This window comes from Microcoleus vaginatus FACHB-2002 (assembly GCF_040004035.1).
GTDB lineage: Bacteria > Cyanobacteriota > Cyanobacteriia > Cyanobacteriales > Microcoleaceae > Microcoleus > Microcoleus vaginatus_C.
The window spans coordinates 248777-265756 of record NZ_JAMPLN010000005.1 but is presented as its reverse complement, the minus strand read 5'-3'; the positions used below and the strand labels follow the sequence as shown (position 1 = coordinate 265756).

Sequence of the window (16980 nt, the reverse complement as noted above, 5' to 3'; positions counted from 1 at the left end):
TTACCCACAGGACTCAAGAAACCGGGTTGTTTCCCCATATCCCTCGCGCTTCACGCTATATTGTCGTAAAAAAATCGGTTTCTGCCACCTAGAATAATCTAGACTTGTGCAATTGTCACTTGCCAGCCAAACAATCTAATTGTTGTTGCATTTGGGTGGTAACTCGCTCGAAACAAGCATCAACATAATCGCGATCGCGCGCAGCCTCCGAACCATACCTCTCAAATACAATCGGTTCGCACACGCGAGTCCGAATTTGCACGGGTAAAGGTAGGTTGGGCAAAGGCCCAATACTCAATCCCCAAGGCAATCCCAAATACACCGGCAATACCACTGGATCGATGCCAAATAGCCACGGCATCCCCAATTCATGCAATTGCTTTGCTTCTTCGTACAAATCTGCCAAAACTATCAAAGTATCGTGGGCACCGTGCGATATAATTGGTATAATTGGCACTTCTTCTCGCAATGCTAATTTGATAAATCCCTTGCGTCCCGCAAAGTATATTTGATCGCGCAAGTGGTGGGGTCGAAAAACATCTTGGGCGCCGCCCGGATAGACAAGAACTGCGGCATTTTTCCGCAAAGCTGCGATCGCCATTTTTGGATGTGCCTGGAGGGCACCACACTCAACCCCCATACTAGCAATCTCTGGGGAAACCTTCCATACCGTGGGGTGCATCAATCCGTAGGCCAAGCGTTCCGTGCCGTACCTGCGGAACCATTCGTATAGGAACATAAACATATCGGGAGCGGCGAGTCCCCCGTTGTGAGAACCGACAACAAGCATTTTTCCGCTCGCGGGTACGTTGTGCCAACCGTCGCTTTGTACGCGAAAATAGTAGCGGTACAGCCATTCCCAGATTGGCAACAGAAGCTTAATGAAGTCTGGATTGCGATCGTCTAAAGATAGACCGTCAAAGGGATACTTAGAGGATTTGCCGTCTTTTTTGTTAGTAGTTTTTGTCACTGCAAAAATATTTAACGCTTGGGTCATTATATAGCAGAAGGAAGAAAGCTTTAACTCTCGAAGAGAGAAGGCTTTAGTTATTTGGGAAAGAAGGAAGAAGGGAAGAGATTAGTTGGGATTTTCCTCTCCTTGTGCGTGCGCTAATCCCGATCGCCATTCCCAAAAAAGATGTTTCCTATCATTAATAGGCTCCCATTCCGAAGGAATCTACCGCATTAGTTTGAGCAATTGAAAACCTCATAAACATCGAGCGCTGTTGCTATAGCAATATAATTAAATCAGAATTGGCGCAAATATTGGGTTTCTGATTTGATCGGGCTGGTTTTGTTCGGAGGTTTTGTGCTGGTTGTCTCCACAGGAACAAAAGCGTTTGCAAACAGCTACAGCAACTGTCGCTGATGGCGGGGTGGCTTTAGCCACAAAAACACAACTGTGTCTCAAGCCGATAAGTTTCCGTTTTGGAAGATTTTATCAAATTGACGCCCGCCATCGGGTCAAGGTTAGCGATTGGTGCTGTTTGCCACAATTTTAAGAGGACTGACGCACGTACTATGATTTTCTCTCCGAAGATGTAGTGAAGCAATCTCAAACCCTTGATTTAACGCCCTTGAGTGCGTAAGTCTTGTTTAAGTAAGGTACGATCGACAGTGGAGATCGAAGAACTGTATCCGGCTTCCGACACCCCAGTACGACGATGGGGTCGATCGCGCCAATCGCCTGTCACTCAGAATCTGGCAGCATCTCAAGCACCATCTGGGTCTCGAATCTGCCAAGAATTCACCTGAAATGTAGCCCCACCCATATTACTCAACTGCAACAACTGAGAGCTAAAATGGTTTAACGAACACCTGACAAGATATTGACGGACAACACAGGACTTGGATTCCTAGCAAACAGTTAACTGTTGACTGTTGACTGTTGACTGTTAACTGTTGGCTTTCCCGCTCTCCCATTCGCCGACTCGGACACTCTCGCCTTCTCTCTCCCCCGCTCTGCCATAATGAGTCATTTATCGGCGTAGCAGCTTTATTTGTCTTCGCTCAACTCACCAAACATTAAATAATATAAATACAACTTGACTTGCGGTCATAAAAAAGTTATATAAAGCTTTTTTGTGGAAGACAAATAGATTTTTTTGCTATATTGACGTGCAATTAAGATAATGATTGTGGTTAAGTGAGGAGTTGAACGGATGAAAAACTTGAATTGCTGGAATAAACCCGCTGCATTGCTGGGCGCGATCGCGATCGTAGCCGGAAGTTTGCAGGCGAATGCCATCGGTGTTGCCGCCCCATCAACATCCCCTGTCAGTCCAGATGCTGAAAATATTTCCTTTGAAGATAGCGCCACGTTTCAAATAGCCCAGGCTGGCAACCTTTGCCGTAAAGTCACTCCCAAAGAAGGTTTGACCGTTCGCCAGAACCCAGACCCCAAATCCCCTAGAGTTGGCGGGGTACCACTTAATACTCAGGTAATGCTGTCCCAAGGGGCTAGTTCTGTTAAAGCCTCCGACGGTCGCCTTTGGATTCAAATTACCGCTCCCGTCACAGGGTATGTGGCTAGCGGATATCCCAACGACGAAAGTAATTTAGGTTCGTGCACCATTAGTCAAACTCCTTCCCCAAGTCCCGCACCGGCACCAGCACCCGCGCCTGCACCAGCACCAGCGCCAGCACCAGCACCAGCACCAGCAGCAACACCAGCGCCCGCACCAGCACCAGCGCCCGCACCCGCGCCAGCACCCGCGCCAGCACCAGCACCCGCACCAGCGCCAGCACCAGCGCCAGCACCAGCGCCAGCACCAGCACCCGCACCCGCGCCAGCACCAGCACCCGCACCAGCGCCTGCACCCGCACCAGCGCCTGCACCCGCACCAGCGCCAGCACCAGCACCAGCACCAGCAACGGGCCCAGTAAGTCTGTGTCGGCAAGTAGAACCTCGCGTAGCGCCGAGGGGTCTAGCTATCCGCACTGAGCCTTCAAGGACTGCTGCGGTTAAAGGTGGTGTAGCGGCTAACGGTCAAGTAACGCTTGTGCCGAATTTCCAGTTAGTGAAAGATAGGAATGGAGAAGACCGCAATTGGGTTGAGATTTCAGCCCCTGTGGCCGGATTCATCTCGGCTGGAAATTTGATCATGTGTAAGTAAACTTGTGAGTTCGATCGCTCTTTTTGACTAAAAGAGCGATCGACACCAAAAATAGTTTTAAGATGGTCGCGCAGCCAGGGAACAACGCCGAACCAGACTGCTTCTGGGACTTACGAATCAATAACTTATTTCTATCGGGAAGCAGCGGTAGCCAATCTTTATCAGCTTCTTTTTTTCGTGAATGGCGTCAAGTCCTAGCTTGGTTCCTGGCAACGCACGCGGGATGAATGAATTTAAGCAAAAAGCCGATCGACCTTTCTACTGACAGCGGCCGCTTGCCCAATCTTGGTGTCCGCGATTTGGTTGACACTTCGATTGTCGGCCAATCCAGACAATTTCCCACTTATTTTGCCTGAGTCGGAGTTCGATGCGGTGTCGCATTCCGGCAACAGAATCGTCAGCTAAACCGATGACTGTATGTACAATTACTGCTGTTTCTCGCGTGGGATATTCAACCGAAATTTGGTCGCTTTTTCGGCCTTCAGATTCTTCACCGAGAATAAAGAGTTTTGTGGCGATATCTTTGGGCTTGGAGACGGTAATTTTGCGACTGGCAAGGAACTGTTTAGCGTTAATTGCTTCGTAGTTCGATCGGGCGGCGGGCTGCCCCATTGCTGCAATGGGAATTTGGATGCAGGCGAAAACAGCTAGGAAAAAGAGCGATCGCTTGACAATTGATTGGTTCATGAGGCTTCAGATTGTGCGAGAAACTTTTGTCTCCGAGATGCGAAAGCCGCCAAATCTGCCTCGGTGAATTGAGTTTGCTGCCATGAGGGACGGGCAAGCAGTCGATCGCACCAAGCTTGAATTTTAGGATAGCCGTCTAGGGACACATCAACCCAAGATAGCAAGGGCACGACGGTGCCGGCAACGCACTCGGCCAACGTGACACTGTTGCTAGCGAAAAAAGGGCGATCGTCCAACAAGCCTTCAAAGAATTTCAGCACAGTATCGACTTTTTCCTTAGCCTTTGCGATTTCCTGCGCTTGGGGAATTCCCCATCCCATTTTTTCACTGCTTAGGGGGTAAAGTGTCGGCGCAAGTTCGTTAACCGTGACCAATTCTACCATTTTCACAACTGCCAAATCTTGCGGAGCTTTCGGCAGCATTGCCGGTTCTGGATACTTCGCTTCTAGATAGTCAAGAATTGCTAGAGACTCGACGACGGTGAAGTCATCATCGACTAAAACAGGGATGCGATGAAAAGGATTCATTGCGATAAAGTCTGGCTGCAAGTGATCGCCGTCCAAGTGAATTTCTACTAATTCAAAGTCGAGGTTTTTTTCTAAGAGGGCGATCCACACGCGGCGGGAGTTGGCGGAAATGGAAGTGTGGTAAAGTTTCATAATTGGTGTGCCTGGTTATTCAAAGGTAATAAAAGCCACATTTTGATTATGTACCTTGACTGTCATTTGATTTATTTTCTCCAACTTTGTCCTCTCCAGTTTCACCGTCTCCACTGTCGTCTAAATTTTTACTTTCATCTGAAACTTCATAATTCTCCATAATTTCGAGCAATAAACGCTTTAGATTCTTATCTGGTGGTCGTTTCTCGAATTCTGCGTGCGTGTAAATCCACACCAACACAACTTCTTTTTTTCTAATATCTAACAAATATATAAGTCGCCCTTGTTCAGCGGCTCCGCGAAGCTGAGGCATTTTAAACTCCAGCTTCCAGAATTCTAATCCATCACGGCTAGAGCCTTGAGGCCAAGGCTCTAAATGTCCCAACGGTGGACGGGGACGGGGGTCAATACTCAAAAATTTGGTAAATTTTTGGATTAATTCGATAAATTTTACTAATCCTGCCTGATTTTTACGATAGTGATCGCGAATTAGTTTTTGCTGAGTTCTATCAAAGTTATTCGAGAGCTTGATATGAAATTGCTCTGATCCGTTCACAGGCCTCCTCCGCCGTCATCGCCTCGCTAGTTCCTAACTCGGCAAAAGTCTGTTCCAGGGCTTCAGATAGTGCTTTTTGATAAGCAATATCTTCCCGTTCTACTCCACTCAAAATCGCATTAATAAGTCTATTAAAGGCGTTTATATAAGCTACAAAACTATCTAGTTCACCTTTAAGTACCATCCAAGGTAAAGCGATAGCCAAAGAAAAAAGCCCCACAAATTTAAGCAACCTCTCTTTAATTCCTTGGGGGGGTTCAATAAAAGCATAGGCAAAAACTTTGAGTAATTCTTGCGTTTCAGCAGGAATTTTTTCCCAACGGTCTTCAATTATTACAGCTAAATTGTTTGCTTTTTGAGCCAATTCCCAAAATCTTGAAGCGCTGGACGTGCGGGGCTGAAATATCTGCCGAATTTCGCTAGGGCTAATTGTGATGGTGGCTGACATTGGCCTGACCTCTTGCAATTTAATTGCTTGACTGGTAATCACTGTGTTCATTATACCAGTAGAGCAGTATTATTATACTGTTAGAGCAGTATTATTACACTGGTAGAGCAGTTTAGTCAGCCAAAAAAAAAAATTGCTGTCACCATCAGGAAACAGCAATTTTGTCTATTAAAAAGGCGGGCCCTAAAGCCCGCCCCATCAAACGATCGAGTAATTAGTAATCGAAGTCGCCGCCGCCCATGCCGCCGCCAGCGCCAGCAGCAGCAGCGCCATCCTTCGGTTCAGGCTTGTCAACGACGATGCACTCGGTTGTCAGCACCATGCCCGCAATAGATGCGGCATTTTGCAGAGCAGAACGAGTTACCTTCGCAGGGTCAACGATACCAGCTTCAAACATATCGACAAACTCATTTGTCGCTGCGTTGAAACCGACGTTGAACGGCTTTTCTTTGACGCGCTCAGCAATCACAGCACCATTCAAACCAGCATTTTCAGCAATCCGCTTCAGAGGAGCAGCCAGAGCCCGTGCCACAATCAATGCACCGGTCAACTCTTCGCCAGTCAGACTGCCATTAGCCCACTCTTCCAATTGAGGAGTCAGGTGAGCCAAAGTTGTACCGCCACCAGGAACAATTCCTTCTTCGACAGCAGCTTTGGTTGCGTTGATCGCATCTTCAAGACGCAGTTTGCGATCCTTCATTTCTGTTTCGGTAGCCGCGCCGACTTTGATCACTGCGACGCCGCCAGCCAATTTGGCCAAACGTTCTTGCAGTTTCTCTTTGTCGTAGGAAGACTCGGTTTCGTCCATTTGACGGCGAATTTGTTCGCAGCGGGACTTAACGGCGGCTTCGTTACCTTCGGCAACAATTGTGGTGCTGTCTTTGGTGATGGTGATGCGGCGGGCTTTGCCGATCATGTCGAGCTTGGTATTTTCCAGTTTCAAACCGGCGTCTTCGGTGATTAGTTGACCGCCGGTCAATACGGCGATATCTTCTAACATGGCTTTGCGTCGATCGCCAAAACCAGGTGCTTTAACAGCAGTCACGTTCAACACACCGCGCAGTTTGTTGACAACGAGGGTAGCTAAAGCTTCTTTCTCAATGTCTTCTGCAATGATCAACAGCGGGCGGCCGGAACGAGCTACTTGTTCGAGCACAGGTACTAAATCTTGTACCAGAGCGATTTTCTTGTCTGTCAGCAAGATGAAGGGTTCTTCTAGAATCGCTTCCATCCGCTCAGTGTCGGTGACGAAGTAGGGAGAAATGTAGCCTTTGTCGAAGCGCATCCCTTCGGTGATTTCCAATTCGGTGGTCATAGACTTCCCTTCTTCCAGGGAAATCACGCCTTCTTTACCCACCTTGTCCATTGCGTTGGCAATCATTTGACCGACTTCATCGTCGTTACCAGCAGAGATGGAGCCGACTTGAGCGATGGCTTTGGAATCTTCTACTTGTTTGGCGTGTTCGGCAATTTTTTCTACCAAAAACGTGGTTGCTTTGTCAACACCGCGCTTGAGGGCGATCGCATTTGCGCCGGCTGCTACGTTACGCAGACCTTCTTTGACCATTGCGTGAGCCAAAACGGTAGCAGTTGTGGTACCGTCGCCTGCTGCGTCGTTGGTTTTGGAAGCTGCTTGACGGATCAGGGCAACGCCTGTATTTTCTACGTGGTCTTCTAGTTCGATTTCTTTGGCGATGGTAACACCGTCATTGACGATCTGAGGAGCTCCGAATTTCTTTTCGAGAACCACGTTACGACCTTTGGGGCCGAGGGTTACGGCCACTGCTTCGGCCAAAATGTCCATACCGCGTTCGAGGGCGCGACGTGCATTTTCGTTGTAGATGATACGCTTAGCCATAGTTTTTGGGGATGAGAGGGTTTGAGATTTTGGATTGGGGATTATGGATTTTAGTCATTTGTCCCGTGTCATTAGTTGTTTGGCGGCGTTCGCTTTAAACTAATGACTGATGACTAAGGACTGATGACTAATAATTAATTAGTTAACGATCGCCAGAATGTCTTTTTCTGCAAGCAAGACGTATTCGTCTGTGCCGAGTTTGATGTCGGTGCCGGCGTATTTCGAGTAGAGAACTTTGTCGCCGACTTTGACTTCCATTTCAGTGCGGCTGCCGTCGTCATTGCGCTTGCCAGGGCCCACGGCCGCGACTTCGCCTACTTGGGGCTTTTCTTTCGCTGTGTCGGGCAGAAGGATGCCGCCGGCGGTTTTTTCTTCGCTAGCGCTTACTTTTACGAACACGCGCTCGCCTAACGGTTTAACGGTAGAAACACTCAGTGATACTGCTGCCATAAATAAATCTCCAGATTACAGATTGTCGTGAGTCAGTCGTCAGGGGTCACGATGAAAGCAACAGCGGACTACTTACAACTGACATATTAGCACTCTCGACTCCTGAGTGCTAATTTAGCTTTAGTCAGGGTCGATCGCAACTTAGTTGTCAGTACGGGTTCCCGAACCGAGCATGAGTTGGAGCCAAGGAGAGGTGGGAGTGGGGGCTGTGGTGATGACTTTAGACCGCTAACCAATTACTTTTGATTGATGAAGACAATGACAGAAAATAACGAGGAATCTTGCAGCCAAGGCTTGAGCGCTTGCGTCCAAAGCCTGGGAATCGCTCAAATCGAGCGGCATATTTTTATTTGTGCCGACCAAACCGTGCCCAAGTGCTGCGATCGGCAAACCAGTCTGGAGGCGTGGAATTACTTAAAAAAACGCTTGCAAGAATTGGGGTTGGACAAGCCAAGTGCCACTCGACCAACCTGCGTCTTTCGCACGAAAGCCAATTGCCTGCGAGTATGCGCGTCTGGTCCGATTATGGTAGTCTATCCAGACGGAGTGTGGTATCGCGACGTTACTCCACCCGTCATTGAGAGAATTATTCAGGAACATCTCCTAAACTCAAAGGTAGTTCAAGAATACGCTTTCTTGACTCATCCTTTGCCTGTGCCTCGTGAGGCGGAGCCAAACATTTAAGTGTAGCGCTGTTTAAAGTACAGGGTTATAGGTAAAGTGTTAAATTTAAGGTTAAGGGTGAGAATTTGAGACACTTTGGCGTCCGGGCGATCGCACCTGCTACAGTTCAATAAAACTGTAGTTAGGTTCTTGTCTTCCTTGTGCGGCTTCCCGTGTTCCTTGTGTTTCTCAAAAGGTACAGTAAAAAAAATCGATCGGAGGAACTGTGAAATTTTGTGCAAAAATTTCTCAGTGGCAGACACTCAGCAGGTTGCCAAACTACACTAGAAACAGTTAAATACGTAAGTAGGGAGTCTGCTTAAATTTCTCTATATCAGAAGTACCATTTAAAACCGGGGCATTAACCTGAAATTGAACCGATCGAGATTAAATATTTAACTTGGGCTCTGTTACGGAGTCTCCAATCAATCAAGGCTGATCTTGACAGGGTGATCGTCCATTACAGGTTTGGGCTGCGTTGCAGGTCGTAAGACACTCACGAACAGCCCTCAATTATAGGTTGGAAAGCGGTAATACCCGCCCCGCTTTCCCTCACCGCAATCCCTTCAGTCGATCGTGGTCCTCCACCCCCAGCCGGGTGGCGGGGGACTGACGGAAAAAACAGAAGTGAAAACAAGGAAGCGTGCGGGATACTTTAGCGGGAATAAACATGACAAAGGACAATAATTCAGGAGAGCAAAAACGGCTGATGCTGGTTGACGACGACCCCAACTTGATCTTGCTCGTCAAGGACTACTTGGAGTTTCGGGGTTACAACGTCATTACAGCAGAAAACGGCAGAGACGCTCTGGAAAAACTAGAACAAGAAGTTCCCGACTTGATTATCTGCGATGTGATGATGCCGGAAATGGACGGCTACACTTTAGTCAAACACATCAGAGAAGACCCTCGCACTAACTGGATTCCGGTTCTTTTCTTGTCCGCCAAAGGTCAAAGTTCAGACCGAGTAAAAGGCTTGAGCACTGGGGCTGACGTTTATATAGTCAAGCCTTTTGAACCAGAAGAACTGGTAGCCCAAGTGGAATCTTCTCTCAAAGCAGCATCCCGCTTGATTCGCCACTCAAATCCCGGTATGGAGAGTGGCCCAAAAATTAAGGCCCGCCGCAATGTCGAATTGACTCCCACTGAGTTAAAGGTGGTACAGTTGCTAGCGCAGGGTATGGCAAACCGCCAGATCGCAGACGTGATGAATGTCAGCCAGCGGACTATCGAAAGCCATGTCAGCAATATGCTGGGCAAAACAGGTCTGCACAACCGGACAGAGTTAGCTCGCTGGGCTCTTGAAAGCAAAAAGGCTTGAGCGGAGGTAGTCTGCGCTATGAAATCAGGGGAGCAAAATCTACTGCTATGCGCTTCGGTATGCCTGCTTGGCGGTAGGGCGGTGGGCGCGGTAGTTTGAAGGCGCCATTAACCTTGACACGGCAGCCGGTATTGAGTTACTAGGCGTATATTTTTTGAGGGCACCTCGCTCAAATGCAAGCAGGCTTAAAAGAACCCTCTGGCGGTAGAGCCGAAAATATGAAATACTGGGGAGATGGAGTTTTCTGAAGTTTAATCTATTGCCTCAGTTAGCTCCATGTTGCTAAAATGTGATATTTAGATTAACTTCTTTCTACAATTATTAGGTCTAAGTTTCTATGACAAACTTAATGAACCGCCTTTCTATTTTTGTGGACGGGAACAATATGTTCTACGCTCAACAAAAGAACGGCTGGTTTTTTGATCCTCGCAGGGTGCTCGAATATTTCAAAACTTCGCAGCCGAATGTCATCTTGATCAATGCTTTCTGGTATACGGGTTTGAAAGACCCCCAAGATCAAAGGGGATTTCGAGATGCTTTGATCAGTCTAGGTTACACGGTTCGCACTAAAATTCTTAAGGAATATTACGACGATGCTTCGGGGAGATATTCTCAAAAGGCTAATTTAGACATAGAAATTGTGGTTGATATGTTTAATACCGTGGATCAATACGACCAAGTTGTGCTGTTTAGCGGGGATGGGGATTTTGAGCGGGCGATCGAGCTGCTCCGCTCGAAAAATACTCATATTACTGTGGTATCAACCGAAGGAATGATTGCTAGAGAGTTAAGAAATGCTACAGATAGGTATATAGACCTAAATGAAATTAGGGAACATATCGAGAAGATGGATTATTAGTCAGTAATCATTAGTTATTAGTCATTAGTCATTAGTTATTAGTCATTAGTCATTAGTCAGCAGTCATTAGTCAGTAGTTATGGGTTAGGGGTTATTAATTATTCGTTATTGGCGCGAGACAGGGGACTGGTGACTGGAGGCTAAAATCCAGAAAAACGGACAAGTAAAAATCAGGAAAACACTTTTTAGAGCTATGAAAACTCAACCAAGTCAAGACCGGATTATTATTTTCGATACGACTTTGCGGGACGGAGAACAATCTCCGGGTGCATCTCTGAATGTTGATGAAAAGCTGACGATAGCTCGCCAGTTAGCGAGATTGGGCGTGGATGTGATTGAAGCGGGTTTCCCTTTCACCAGCACGGGAGATTTCGAGGCAGTCCAAAAAATAGCCCGATCGGTTGGCACGGAAGATGGCCCGACAATTTGCGGTTTAGCACGGGCGAGAAAGCAGGATATTAAAACAGCAGCAGAGGCTCTGAAACCAGCAGCCAATGCGCGAATTCATACGTTTCTGGCTACGTCTGATATTCACTTGGAGTATAAGCTGAAAAAGACGCGGGCTGAGGTTCTGGAAATAGTGCCGGAAATGGTGGCTTACGCTAAGTCTTTTGTAGATGATGTGGAGTTTTCGCCGGAAGATGCTTGTCGATCGGAACCGGAGTTTTTGTATCAGGTTCTAGAACGGGCGATCGCAGCCGGTGCGACTACTGTTAATATTCCCGATACTGTCGGCTACACGACTCCGAGCGAATTTGGGGCTTTGATTCGGGGAATTAAGGAAAATGTGCCGAATATCGATCGCGCAATTATTTCGGTTCACGGTCACAATGACTTAGGATTGGCTGTTGCTAACTTTTTGGAAGCTGTGAAAAATGGCGCTAGACAGTTAGAATGCACGATTAACGGGATTGGCGAACGGGCGGGAAATGCAGCTCTGGAAGAGTTGGTAATGGCGCTTTACGTGCGGCGCCAATATTATAATCCGTTCTTGGGCCGGCCTGCAGACTCTGAGGAACCGCTGACAAATATTGACTCGCGCCAAATTTACAAAACTTCCCGCTTGGTTTCCAATTTGACGGGGATGTTGGTGCAGCCAAATAAGGCGATTGTGGGAGCAAATGCTTTCGCTCACGAGTCGGGCATTCACCAAGATGGGGTGCTGAAAAATAAGCGGACATACGAGATTATGGACGCTGAGTCGATCGGCTTAACTGAAAATCAAATCGTCTTGGGCAAATTATCCGGGCGCCACGCATTTCACACTCGCTTGAAAGAGTTGGGTTTTGAAATGGCAGACGATGAGCTAAATAAGGCTTTTGTCAAGTTTAAAGATTTGGCAGACAAGAAAAAAGAGATTACTGATTGGGATTTAGAGGCGATCGCCAACAACGAAGTGCACCAAGCACCGGAACTGTTCCGGTTAGAATTGGTGCAAGTTTCTTGCGGTGACAAATCGCGGCCGACAGCAACCGTCACTGTGCGGAATCCGGCGGGCGAAGAATTGACCGATGCTGCGATCGGCACCGGGCCTGTGGATGCGATTTACAGGGCTATTAACCGGGTGGTAAACGTACCCAACGAATTGATTGAGTTTTCTGTACAGTCGGTGACAGCGGGCATAGATGCGATCGGCGAAGTAACAATTCGCTTGCGGCACGAAGGCAAAGTATTTTCCGGTCACTCGGCAAATACCGACATTATCGTAGCCTCTGCAGAAGCATACATCAGCGCTTTAAATCGCCTGTATCAAGCATTGCAGCATAGCGCTGAAAAATCCTCCGAACAGCCAACTCCGATCAGAAATGAAGTTGTTGCAGAAGCACAACGCTGATAAATTTCTTGTCAGCCATTTTTCTTGAAACAAACCGCAGACGAACCCAGATCGAAGCAGATAACTCTCAATTAATCTGCGTTAATCCGGGTTCATCTGCGGTTTAAAATTATTTTTTTTACTAAGAACCAACTCTTGAAAAATGCAAGACGAAACCTTAAAAAAAGAACGACAATTCCACGATGCTTGGGCATCCACAATCGATATTGACGGCATTCGAGTCAATGATTACTTTGAAGCTTGCACCGCCCCAGAAAATAGATTTATCGTCCAGCAAATGGGCGATATTACGGGTAAACGCCTGTTAGATTTAGGCTGCGGCGCGGGAGAAAATAGTGTTTATTTTGCTAAAAAAGGCGCAGATTGTGTGGCTGCCGACTATTCCCAGGGCATGGTAGACGTTGCTCTGAAATTGGCAGAGAAAAACGGCGTCAAAATAGAGGGGTGCACGGTGAATGCAATGGCGCTGGATTTCCCGGACAACTGTTTTGATATTGTTTACGCTTCTAATTTGCTGCACCATTTGCCGGAACCAGAAAAGGCAATTCGCGAAATGCACCGCGTGCTAAAGCCTGGGGGAAAAGCTTGTTTTTGGGACCCGATGAAGCACAATCCGGTGATTAATGTTTACCGCAGGATGGCGACTGAGGTGCGGACGGAGGATGAAACTCCTTTGGATATTAATATTGTGAAACTTGTTCAATCTTTGTTCTCGGAGACGGCTTACGATACGTTTTGGCTGACATCGCTGTGGATTTTTTTGCGCTTTTATTTAATAGAAAAAGTGCATCCGAATGAGGAGCGTTATTGGAAAAAGATTATCATTGAACAAGAGAGATTGAAACCGGAATACTCTCGATTGGAAGGGTTGGATGGGTTTTTGAAGAAGTTGCCTTTGATGAAGCGCTTGGCTTGGAATTTGGCTGTGGTGGCAACGAAGTAATTAAAAAAAGTACAATAAGTCAAAGCATTTAATTAAGAGGCTAATTATGCCAGAAACTATTACTGCTATCTACGAAAACGGGGTTTTGCGTCCCCTGAGTCCTTTGTCATTGAATGATGGGGAAACTGTGCAAATCACAATTGTAGCGGAAGTTTCGCAGGAAGAACTCAAGGGCGATCGCGAAAAGGCGATTAAGTTGATGGATGTACGAGGATTGGTGCGTTTGCCAAAGAAACAGGGTAAGCTCGATCGAGCAGAATTAATCAAGCGCGCGCAGCAGTGGCGCGAATTGATGCAAAAAATGGAACCGCTACCAGGTAAGCCTATCTCAGAAATCGTTATCGAGGATCGCGGCCCGTGGTAAATGCTTATTTTCTGGATACTAGCGCTTTAGTCAAACGATACGTGCGTGAAATAGGCAGTGACTGGATTTTATCGATTACCGATCCTGCTACAGATAACCATTTAGCTATTAGCCAGATTACTTGGGTGGAGGTACACAGCGCTTTTGCACGCCGTCTTCGGGATGGAAGTTTGTCTGCGGAGCGTTTTGATTTAATTGTGCAAAAAGTTAGGGAGGATTTTGAAAATGAATACCGAGTCATAGATGTCGATCGCACTTTGATAGAAACAGCGGGCGCACTGGTGATGCAAAACCCGCTGCGGGCTTATGATGCTGTGCAATTAGCGTCAGCGTTGCGCGTTCAATCTAGTCTCGTTTCCGTGCCAGATACTCAAGTGGTTTTTGTTTCGGCGGACAACAGATTGCTGGATATTGCTCAGTCGGCAGGGTTGGCTATTGATAATCCTAATAATTATCCGTAATCAAGCTGTGTGTAGTGAGGAATACAAGTCCGAATAAAAATCATCGGACTAAAGTCATCACTAGAAACTAATTTTAGTGCGATCGTTATTTAGAGAATTTCTTTCAAAGTTTTAACTAAGATTTGATTCTGTTCCTCCGTACCTACACTAATCCGCAATTTGTCTTCTAATCGAGGCTGATTGAAGTATCGAATCAATATTCCCCGTACTTTCAGTGTTTGATAAATTCTTTCTGCATCGCCGTTTGGTGGCCTAACTAACAAAAAGTTGGTTTGCGAGGGCCAAACGTCAAAGCCTAATTCCTGGAAGCTAACGGCTAGTTTTGCTCTGGAAGCCTTAATCTTTTCGGCGTTAGCTATTTTGTGGTCTTGATCTGCGATCGCAGCCGCCCCCACTGCATAGGCTAAAGCATCCACATTATAGCTGTCTTTGATTTTATTTAATTCTGCCAGCAGCGCCGGATTTGCTATGCCAAAACCCAGCCTCAATCCTGCCAGGGAATAACCTTTTGAAAGCGTCCTCAAAACAATAACATTACTGTACTTTTTTGTCAATTCCAAAGCATTTTCTTCTGCGAAATCTACATAAGCTTCGTCGATGACAAGAATGCCCGATAACTCTTTAGCCAGTTTATCCAAATCGGTAACAGATATGGCTGTTCCCGATGGACTGTTGGGCGAGGCTACAAAGGTTACTGCCCCTCTGGCTGCTATTAACAAATCGACTGGTAACTTGTAGTCGTCGGGATAAGGAACTTCAACAAATTCTGCATCTTGAATTTGTGCCAAAGTGCGGTACAATACATAAGTTGGCGCCGGACAAACAATCTGTTTCCCAGATTCGCCCACAGCGCGCACTATCAAATTTAATAAATCGTCGCTGCCGTTCCCTACAACAATCCAATCGTCAGCAACTCCAAAAACTTGACTAGCAGCAATGCGGAAACTTTTGCCAGTTGGATCTGGATAGCGCCGCAGCATTTCTCCGTCTATTTCCTGAAGCACTTTTAAGGCTTTTGGAGAAGGTGGATAGGGATTTTCATTAGAATTTAGTTTAATAATTTTTGTGCCTGGCGGTGGCTGTTCCCCCGGCACATAGCCAGACATTTCGTGGATGCTTTTGCGAAAGTAATTCATCTATTATCTGCGTTTATCTTCGGTTAAAAATATCATATCAAACAATTAGTGACTATCCGCGTTATACCTAAATCAATTAACTTTTGCATATCGGCTCGATCGTCCACCGTCCAGGCCACAATGTCAACTCCCTGACTCCGGCTTTCTTGAATTAGCGCGGGGTTTTCCAGCAACACGCGATACAGACTGCTAATCAAATTATCCCGATGCGCCACAGCTTGAGCAAATTGAGTTTTGTACGCTTCTAGATTAGCAACAATGTGTCCGATCGCCAAATCGCCCGATAGCCGCCGCACTTGTTCCAGAAATCCATCGTTAAAGGAAGTAATAACGCATTTGTGTTGGATTTCTTCGCCCTTCAAAGTATTGACAAAATCCGCAACCTCTGCATCAGACCACTCGCAGTGAGGCTTGACATCAAAGTAAAGAAATTTGTCAACATTTTTGAGGATAGCTAATGATTCTGTTAAGGTAGGAATTTTTTCTTGTGAAAATTCATCGCTAAACCATTTTCCCGCATTAAGTGTCTGCAATTGAGACAGAGTTTTTTCCCTAACTTTGCCAGAAACTCCAGTGATTCTATCCAGTGTTGCGTCGTGAAAAATCACTGGTACGTTGTCGGCGGATAGCTGGATGTCAAATTCGATCGAATGAGCGCCGCGGGCGATCGCCAGTTCAAAAGCTGCTAAAGTATTCTCCGGGGCGATCGCCGAAAATCCCCGATGTGCGATAATTTCTACATTCACTGTCTTGCACCCTCTAAAAAATCGGCCACGGTTTGATTAAAAGTTTCCGGTTGAGTTAAAAAAGACCAGTGATTCCCCGGTACTTTTGCAACGGTAAGATTTTTGAAGTATCTCTTGTATGGCTGCATTTGCCAATCCATGCGATTTACGCCTTTTTCCGGCTGTACAAACAAAGTCGGTATCTCAATATTTTCAGTTAAGCCGGCAACTTTCATCACTTCTGCAAATATCTGATTTCTGGCTGCAATCGCAAATTTACTCCCCCAAGTTCCGTCGGATTTTTGTTCGATTTGGTGTTGGAATACCATTTGTTGCACGTCACTCCAATCTGCGAATTCTCCCGATTGTTTGGCTGCTGCTTCTGCTTGGGCTAAAGTCGCAAACGGGCCCACACATTTGAGACAGTCTAATTTTCGGTAAACAATTGGCAGGGTGAGTTTCATCGCCGCGGGCATTTTGGTGATGAAGATGGGGTCTACTAAAATCATACTGCAAAAGCGAGCCGGATTTTGCCTCGCCCAAATCGCTGCTAGTTTTCCGGTCCAAGAATGTCCTAAAATGTGTGCGTCTGGCCAGTTGAGATGTGCCATCAAAGCTTCTAAATCTGCGATCGCACTTTCAAAAGTATAGCCTGTTTTTGGTTTGCTACTCTCTCCGTGACCGCGCATATCTGGCGCTACAATATGATAGCGGTTGGACAAGTAATTGCCCAAGTTAGTCCAGACACACGCACTATCTGCTAAACCGTGTAACAGCAGCAAACGCGGAACTTTTTCTGACCCCTTTTCTGGCTGCCATTCTAGGTAGGACAGTTCGATTTCTTGCAAGTGCAAAGTATTACGAGTTGGCATAATTAGGGTATTTTATAGTAGGATAAAT

Annotated in this window: 19 protein-coding genes; 8 read left to right on the top strand and 11 right to left on the bottom strand. The window is 46.6% G+C overall.

The window, feature by feature from the left end; genetic code table 11:
- Window positions 1-115 precede the first annotated feature (115 nt).
- Entirely contained in the window at window positions 116-997 is an 882-nt protein-coding gene (locus NDI35_RS07050) for a lysophospholipid acyltransferase family protein (RefSeq protein WP_445312089.1), read from the bottom strand.
- Window positions 998-1568: 571 nt separating this feature from the next.
- Window positions 1569-1694 (bottom strand): hypothetical protein, encoded by a 126-nt coding sequence (locus tag NDI35_RS07045; RefSeq protein ID WP_445312088.1) that lies wholly within the window; start codon window positions 1692-1694, stop codon window positions 1569-1571.
- Window positions 1695-2162: 468 nt separating this feature from the next.
- On the opposite strand from NDI35_RS07045, the gene NDI35_RS07040 reads away from it, so the two are divergent.
- On the top strand, window positions 2163-3116 hold the full coding sequence (locus tag NDI35_RS07040; protein ID WP_445312087.1) for an SH3 domain-containing protein: 954 nt from the start codon (window positions 2163-2165) through the stop codon (window positions 3114-3116).
- A 258-nt stretch (window positions 3117-3374) separates the two neighbouring features.
- Here NDI35_RS07040 and NDI35_RS07035 read toward each other — a convergent pair whose 3' ends face one another.
- The 6 genes from NDI35_RS07035 to groES all read right to left on the bottom strand — a co-directional run bounded on the left by NDI35_RS07035 (window position 3375) and on the right by groES (window position 7774).
- The gene (locus tag NDI35_RS07035; RefSeq protein WP_445312086.1) at window positions 3375-3803 is read right to left on the bottom strand and encodes a hypothetical protein; all 429 of its coding nucleotides are present in this window, start codon (window positions 3801-3803) and stop codon (window positions 3375-3377) included.
- Window positions 3800-4462: a glutathione S-transferase family protein gene (locus tag NDI35_RS07030; protein ID WP_445312085.1), complete on the bottom strand. Its 663-nt coding sequence runs from the start codon at window positions 4460-4462 to the stop codon at window positions 3800-3802. Before NDI35_RS07030 ends, NDI35_RS07035 begins: the two co-directional genes overlap by 4 nt.
- A 46-nt stretch (window positions 4463-4508) precedes the next feature.
- On the bottom strand, window positions 4509-5018 hold the full coding sequence (locus tag NDI35_RS07025; protein ID WP_445312084.1) for a hypothetical protein: 510 nt from the start codon (window positions 5016-5018) through the stop codon (window positions 4509-4511).
- Entirely contained in the window at window positions 4978-5517 is a 540-nt protein-coding gene (locus NDI35_RS07020) for a hypothetical protein (RefSeq protein ID WP_445312083.1), read from the bottom strand. Before NDI35_RS07020 ends, NDI35_RS07025 begins: the two co-directional genes overlap by 41 nt.
- 163 nt (window positions 5518-5680) lie before the next feature.
- Window positions 5681-7324: a chaperonin GroEL gene (groL, locus tag NDI35_RS07015; RefSeq protein WP_190663847.1), complete on the bottom strand. Its 1644-nt coding sequence runs from the start codon at window positions 7322-7324 to the stop codon at window positions 5681-5683.
- Between the two features lie 138 nt (window positions 7325-7462).
- Window positions 7463-7774, bottom strand: coding sequence for a co-chaperone GroES (gene groES, locus NDI35_RS07010; protein ID WP_006633072.1), 312 nt, complete (start codon window positions 7772-7774; stop codon window positions 7463-7465).
- Between the two features lie 258 nt (window positions 7775-8032).
- Here groES and NDI35_RS07005 point away from each other — a divergent pair, with 258 nt between their 5' ends.
- From NDI35_RS07005 to NDI35_RS06975, 7 genes are all read left to right on the top strand, one after another.
- On the top strand, window positions 8033-8458 hold the full coding sequence (locus tag NDI35_RS07005; RefSeq protein ID WP_190737000.1) for a (2Fe-2S) ferredoxin domain-containing protein: 426 nt from the start codon (window positions 8033-8035) through the stop codon (window positions 8456-8458).
- A 649-nt stretch (window positions 8459-9107) separates the two neighbouring features.
- Window positions 9108-9758 carry a response regulator transcription factor gene (locus NDI35_RS07000; protein WP_006633074.1) on the top strand — a complete coding sequence of 217 codons (651 nt, stop codon included), beginning with the start codon at window positions 9108-9110 and terminating at the stop codon, window positions 9756-9758.
- Window positions 9759-10095: 337 nt separating this feature from the next.
- Window positions 10096-10617, top strand: coding sequence for a LabA-like NYN domain-containing protein (locus NDI35_RS06995; RefSeq protein WP_006633075.1), 522 nt, complete (start codon window positions 10096-10098; stop codon window positions 10615-10617).
- Between the two features lie 193 nt (window positions 10618-10810).
- Entirely contained in the window at window positions 10811-12451 is a 1641-nt protein-coding gene (locus NDI35_RS06990) for a 2-isopropylmalate synthase (RefSeq protein WP_445312082.1), read from the top strand.
- A 142-nt stretch (window positions 12452-12593) separates the two neighbouring features.
- Complete coding sequence (locus tag NDI35_RS06985) at window positions 12594-13394, top strand: class I SAM-dependent methyltransferase (RefSeq protein WP_445312081.1); 801 nt, start codon at window positions 12594-12596, stop codon at window positions 13392-13394.
- A 46-nt stretch (window positions 13395-13440) separates the two neighbouring features.
- Window positions 13441-13758 (top strand): antitoxin family protein, encoded by a 318-nt coding sequence (locus NDI35_RS06980; protein ID WP_445312080.1) that lies wholly within the window; start codon window positions 13441-13443, stop codon window positions 13756-13758.
- Window positions 13752-14219 (top strand): type II toxin-antitoxin system VapC family toxin, encoded by a 468-nt coding sequence (locus NDI35_RS06975; protein ID WP_445312079.1) that lies wholly within the window; start codon window positions 13752-13754, stop codon window positions 14217-14219. The genes NDI35_RS06980 and NDI35_RS06975 overlap by 7 nt, the downstream gene beginning before the upstream one ends.
- An 89-nt stretch (window positions 14220-14308) precedes the next feature.
- Here the strand turns inward: NDI35_RS06975 and hisC are convergent, their stop codons facing one another.
- From hisC to NDI35_RS06960, 3 genes are read right to left on the bottom strand one after another with little or no spacing between them, the layout of a single operon-like run.
- Window positions 14309-15355 carry a histidinol-phosphate transaminase gene (gene hisC / locus NDI35_RS06970; RefSeq protein ID WP_445312078.1) on the bottom strand — a complete coding sequence of 349 codons (1047 nt, stop codon included), beginning with the start codon at window positions 15353-15355 and terminating at the stop codon, window positions 14309-14311.
- A 32-nt stretch (window positions 15356-15387) separates the two neighbouring features.
- Window positions 15388-16101 carry a glycerophosphodiester phosphodiesterase gene (locus NDI35_RS06965; protein WP_445312077.1) on the bottom strand — a complete coding sequence of 238 codons (714 nt, stop codon included), beginning with the start codon at window positions 16099-16101 and terminating at the stop codon, window positions 15388-15390.
- Window positions 16098-16952: an alpha/beta fold hydrolase gene (locus NDI35_RS06960; protein ID WP_445312076.1), complete on the bottom strand. Its 855-nt coding sequence runs from the start codon at window positions 16950-16952 to the stop codon at window positions 16098-16100. Before NDI35_RS06960 ends, NDI35_RS06965 begins: the two co-directional genes overlap by 4 nt.
- Window positions 16953-16980 lie beyond the last annotated feature (28 nt).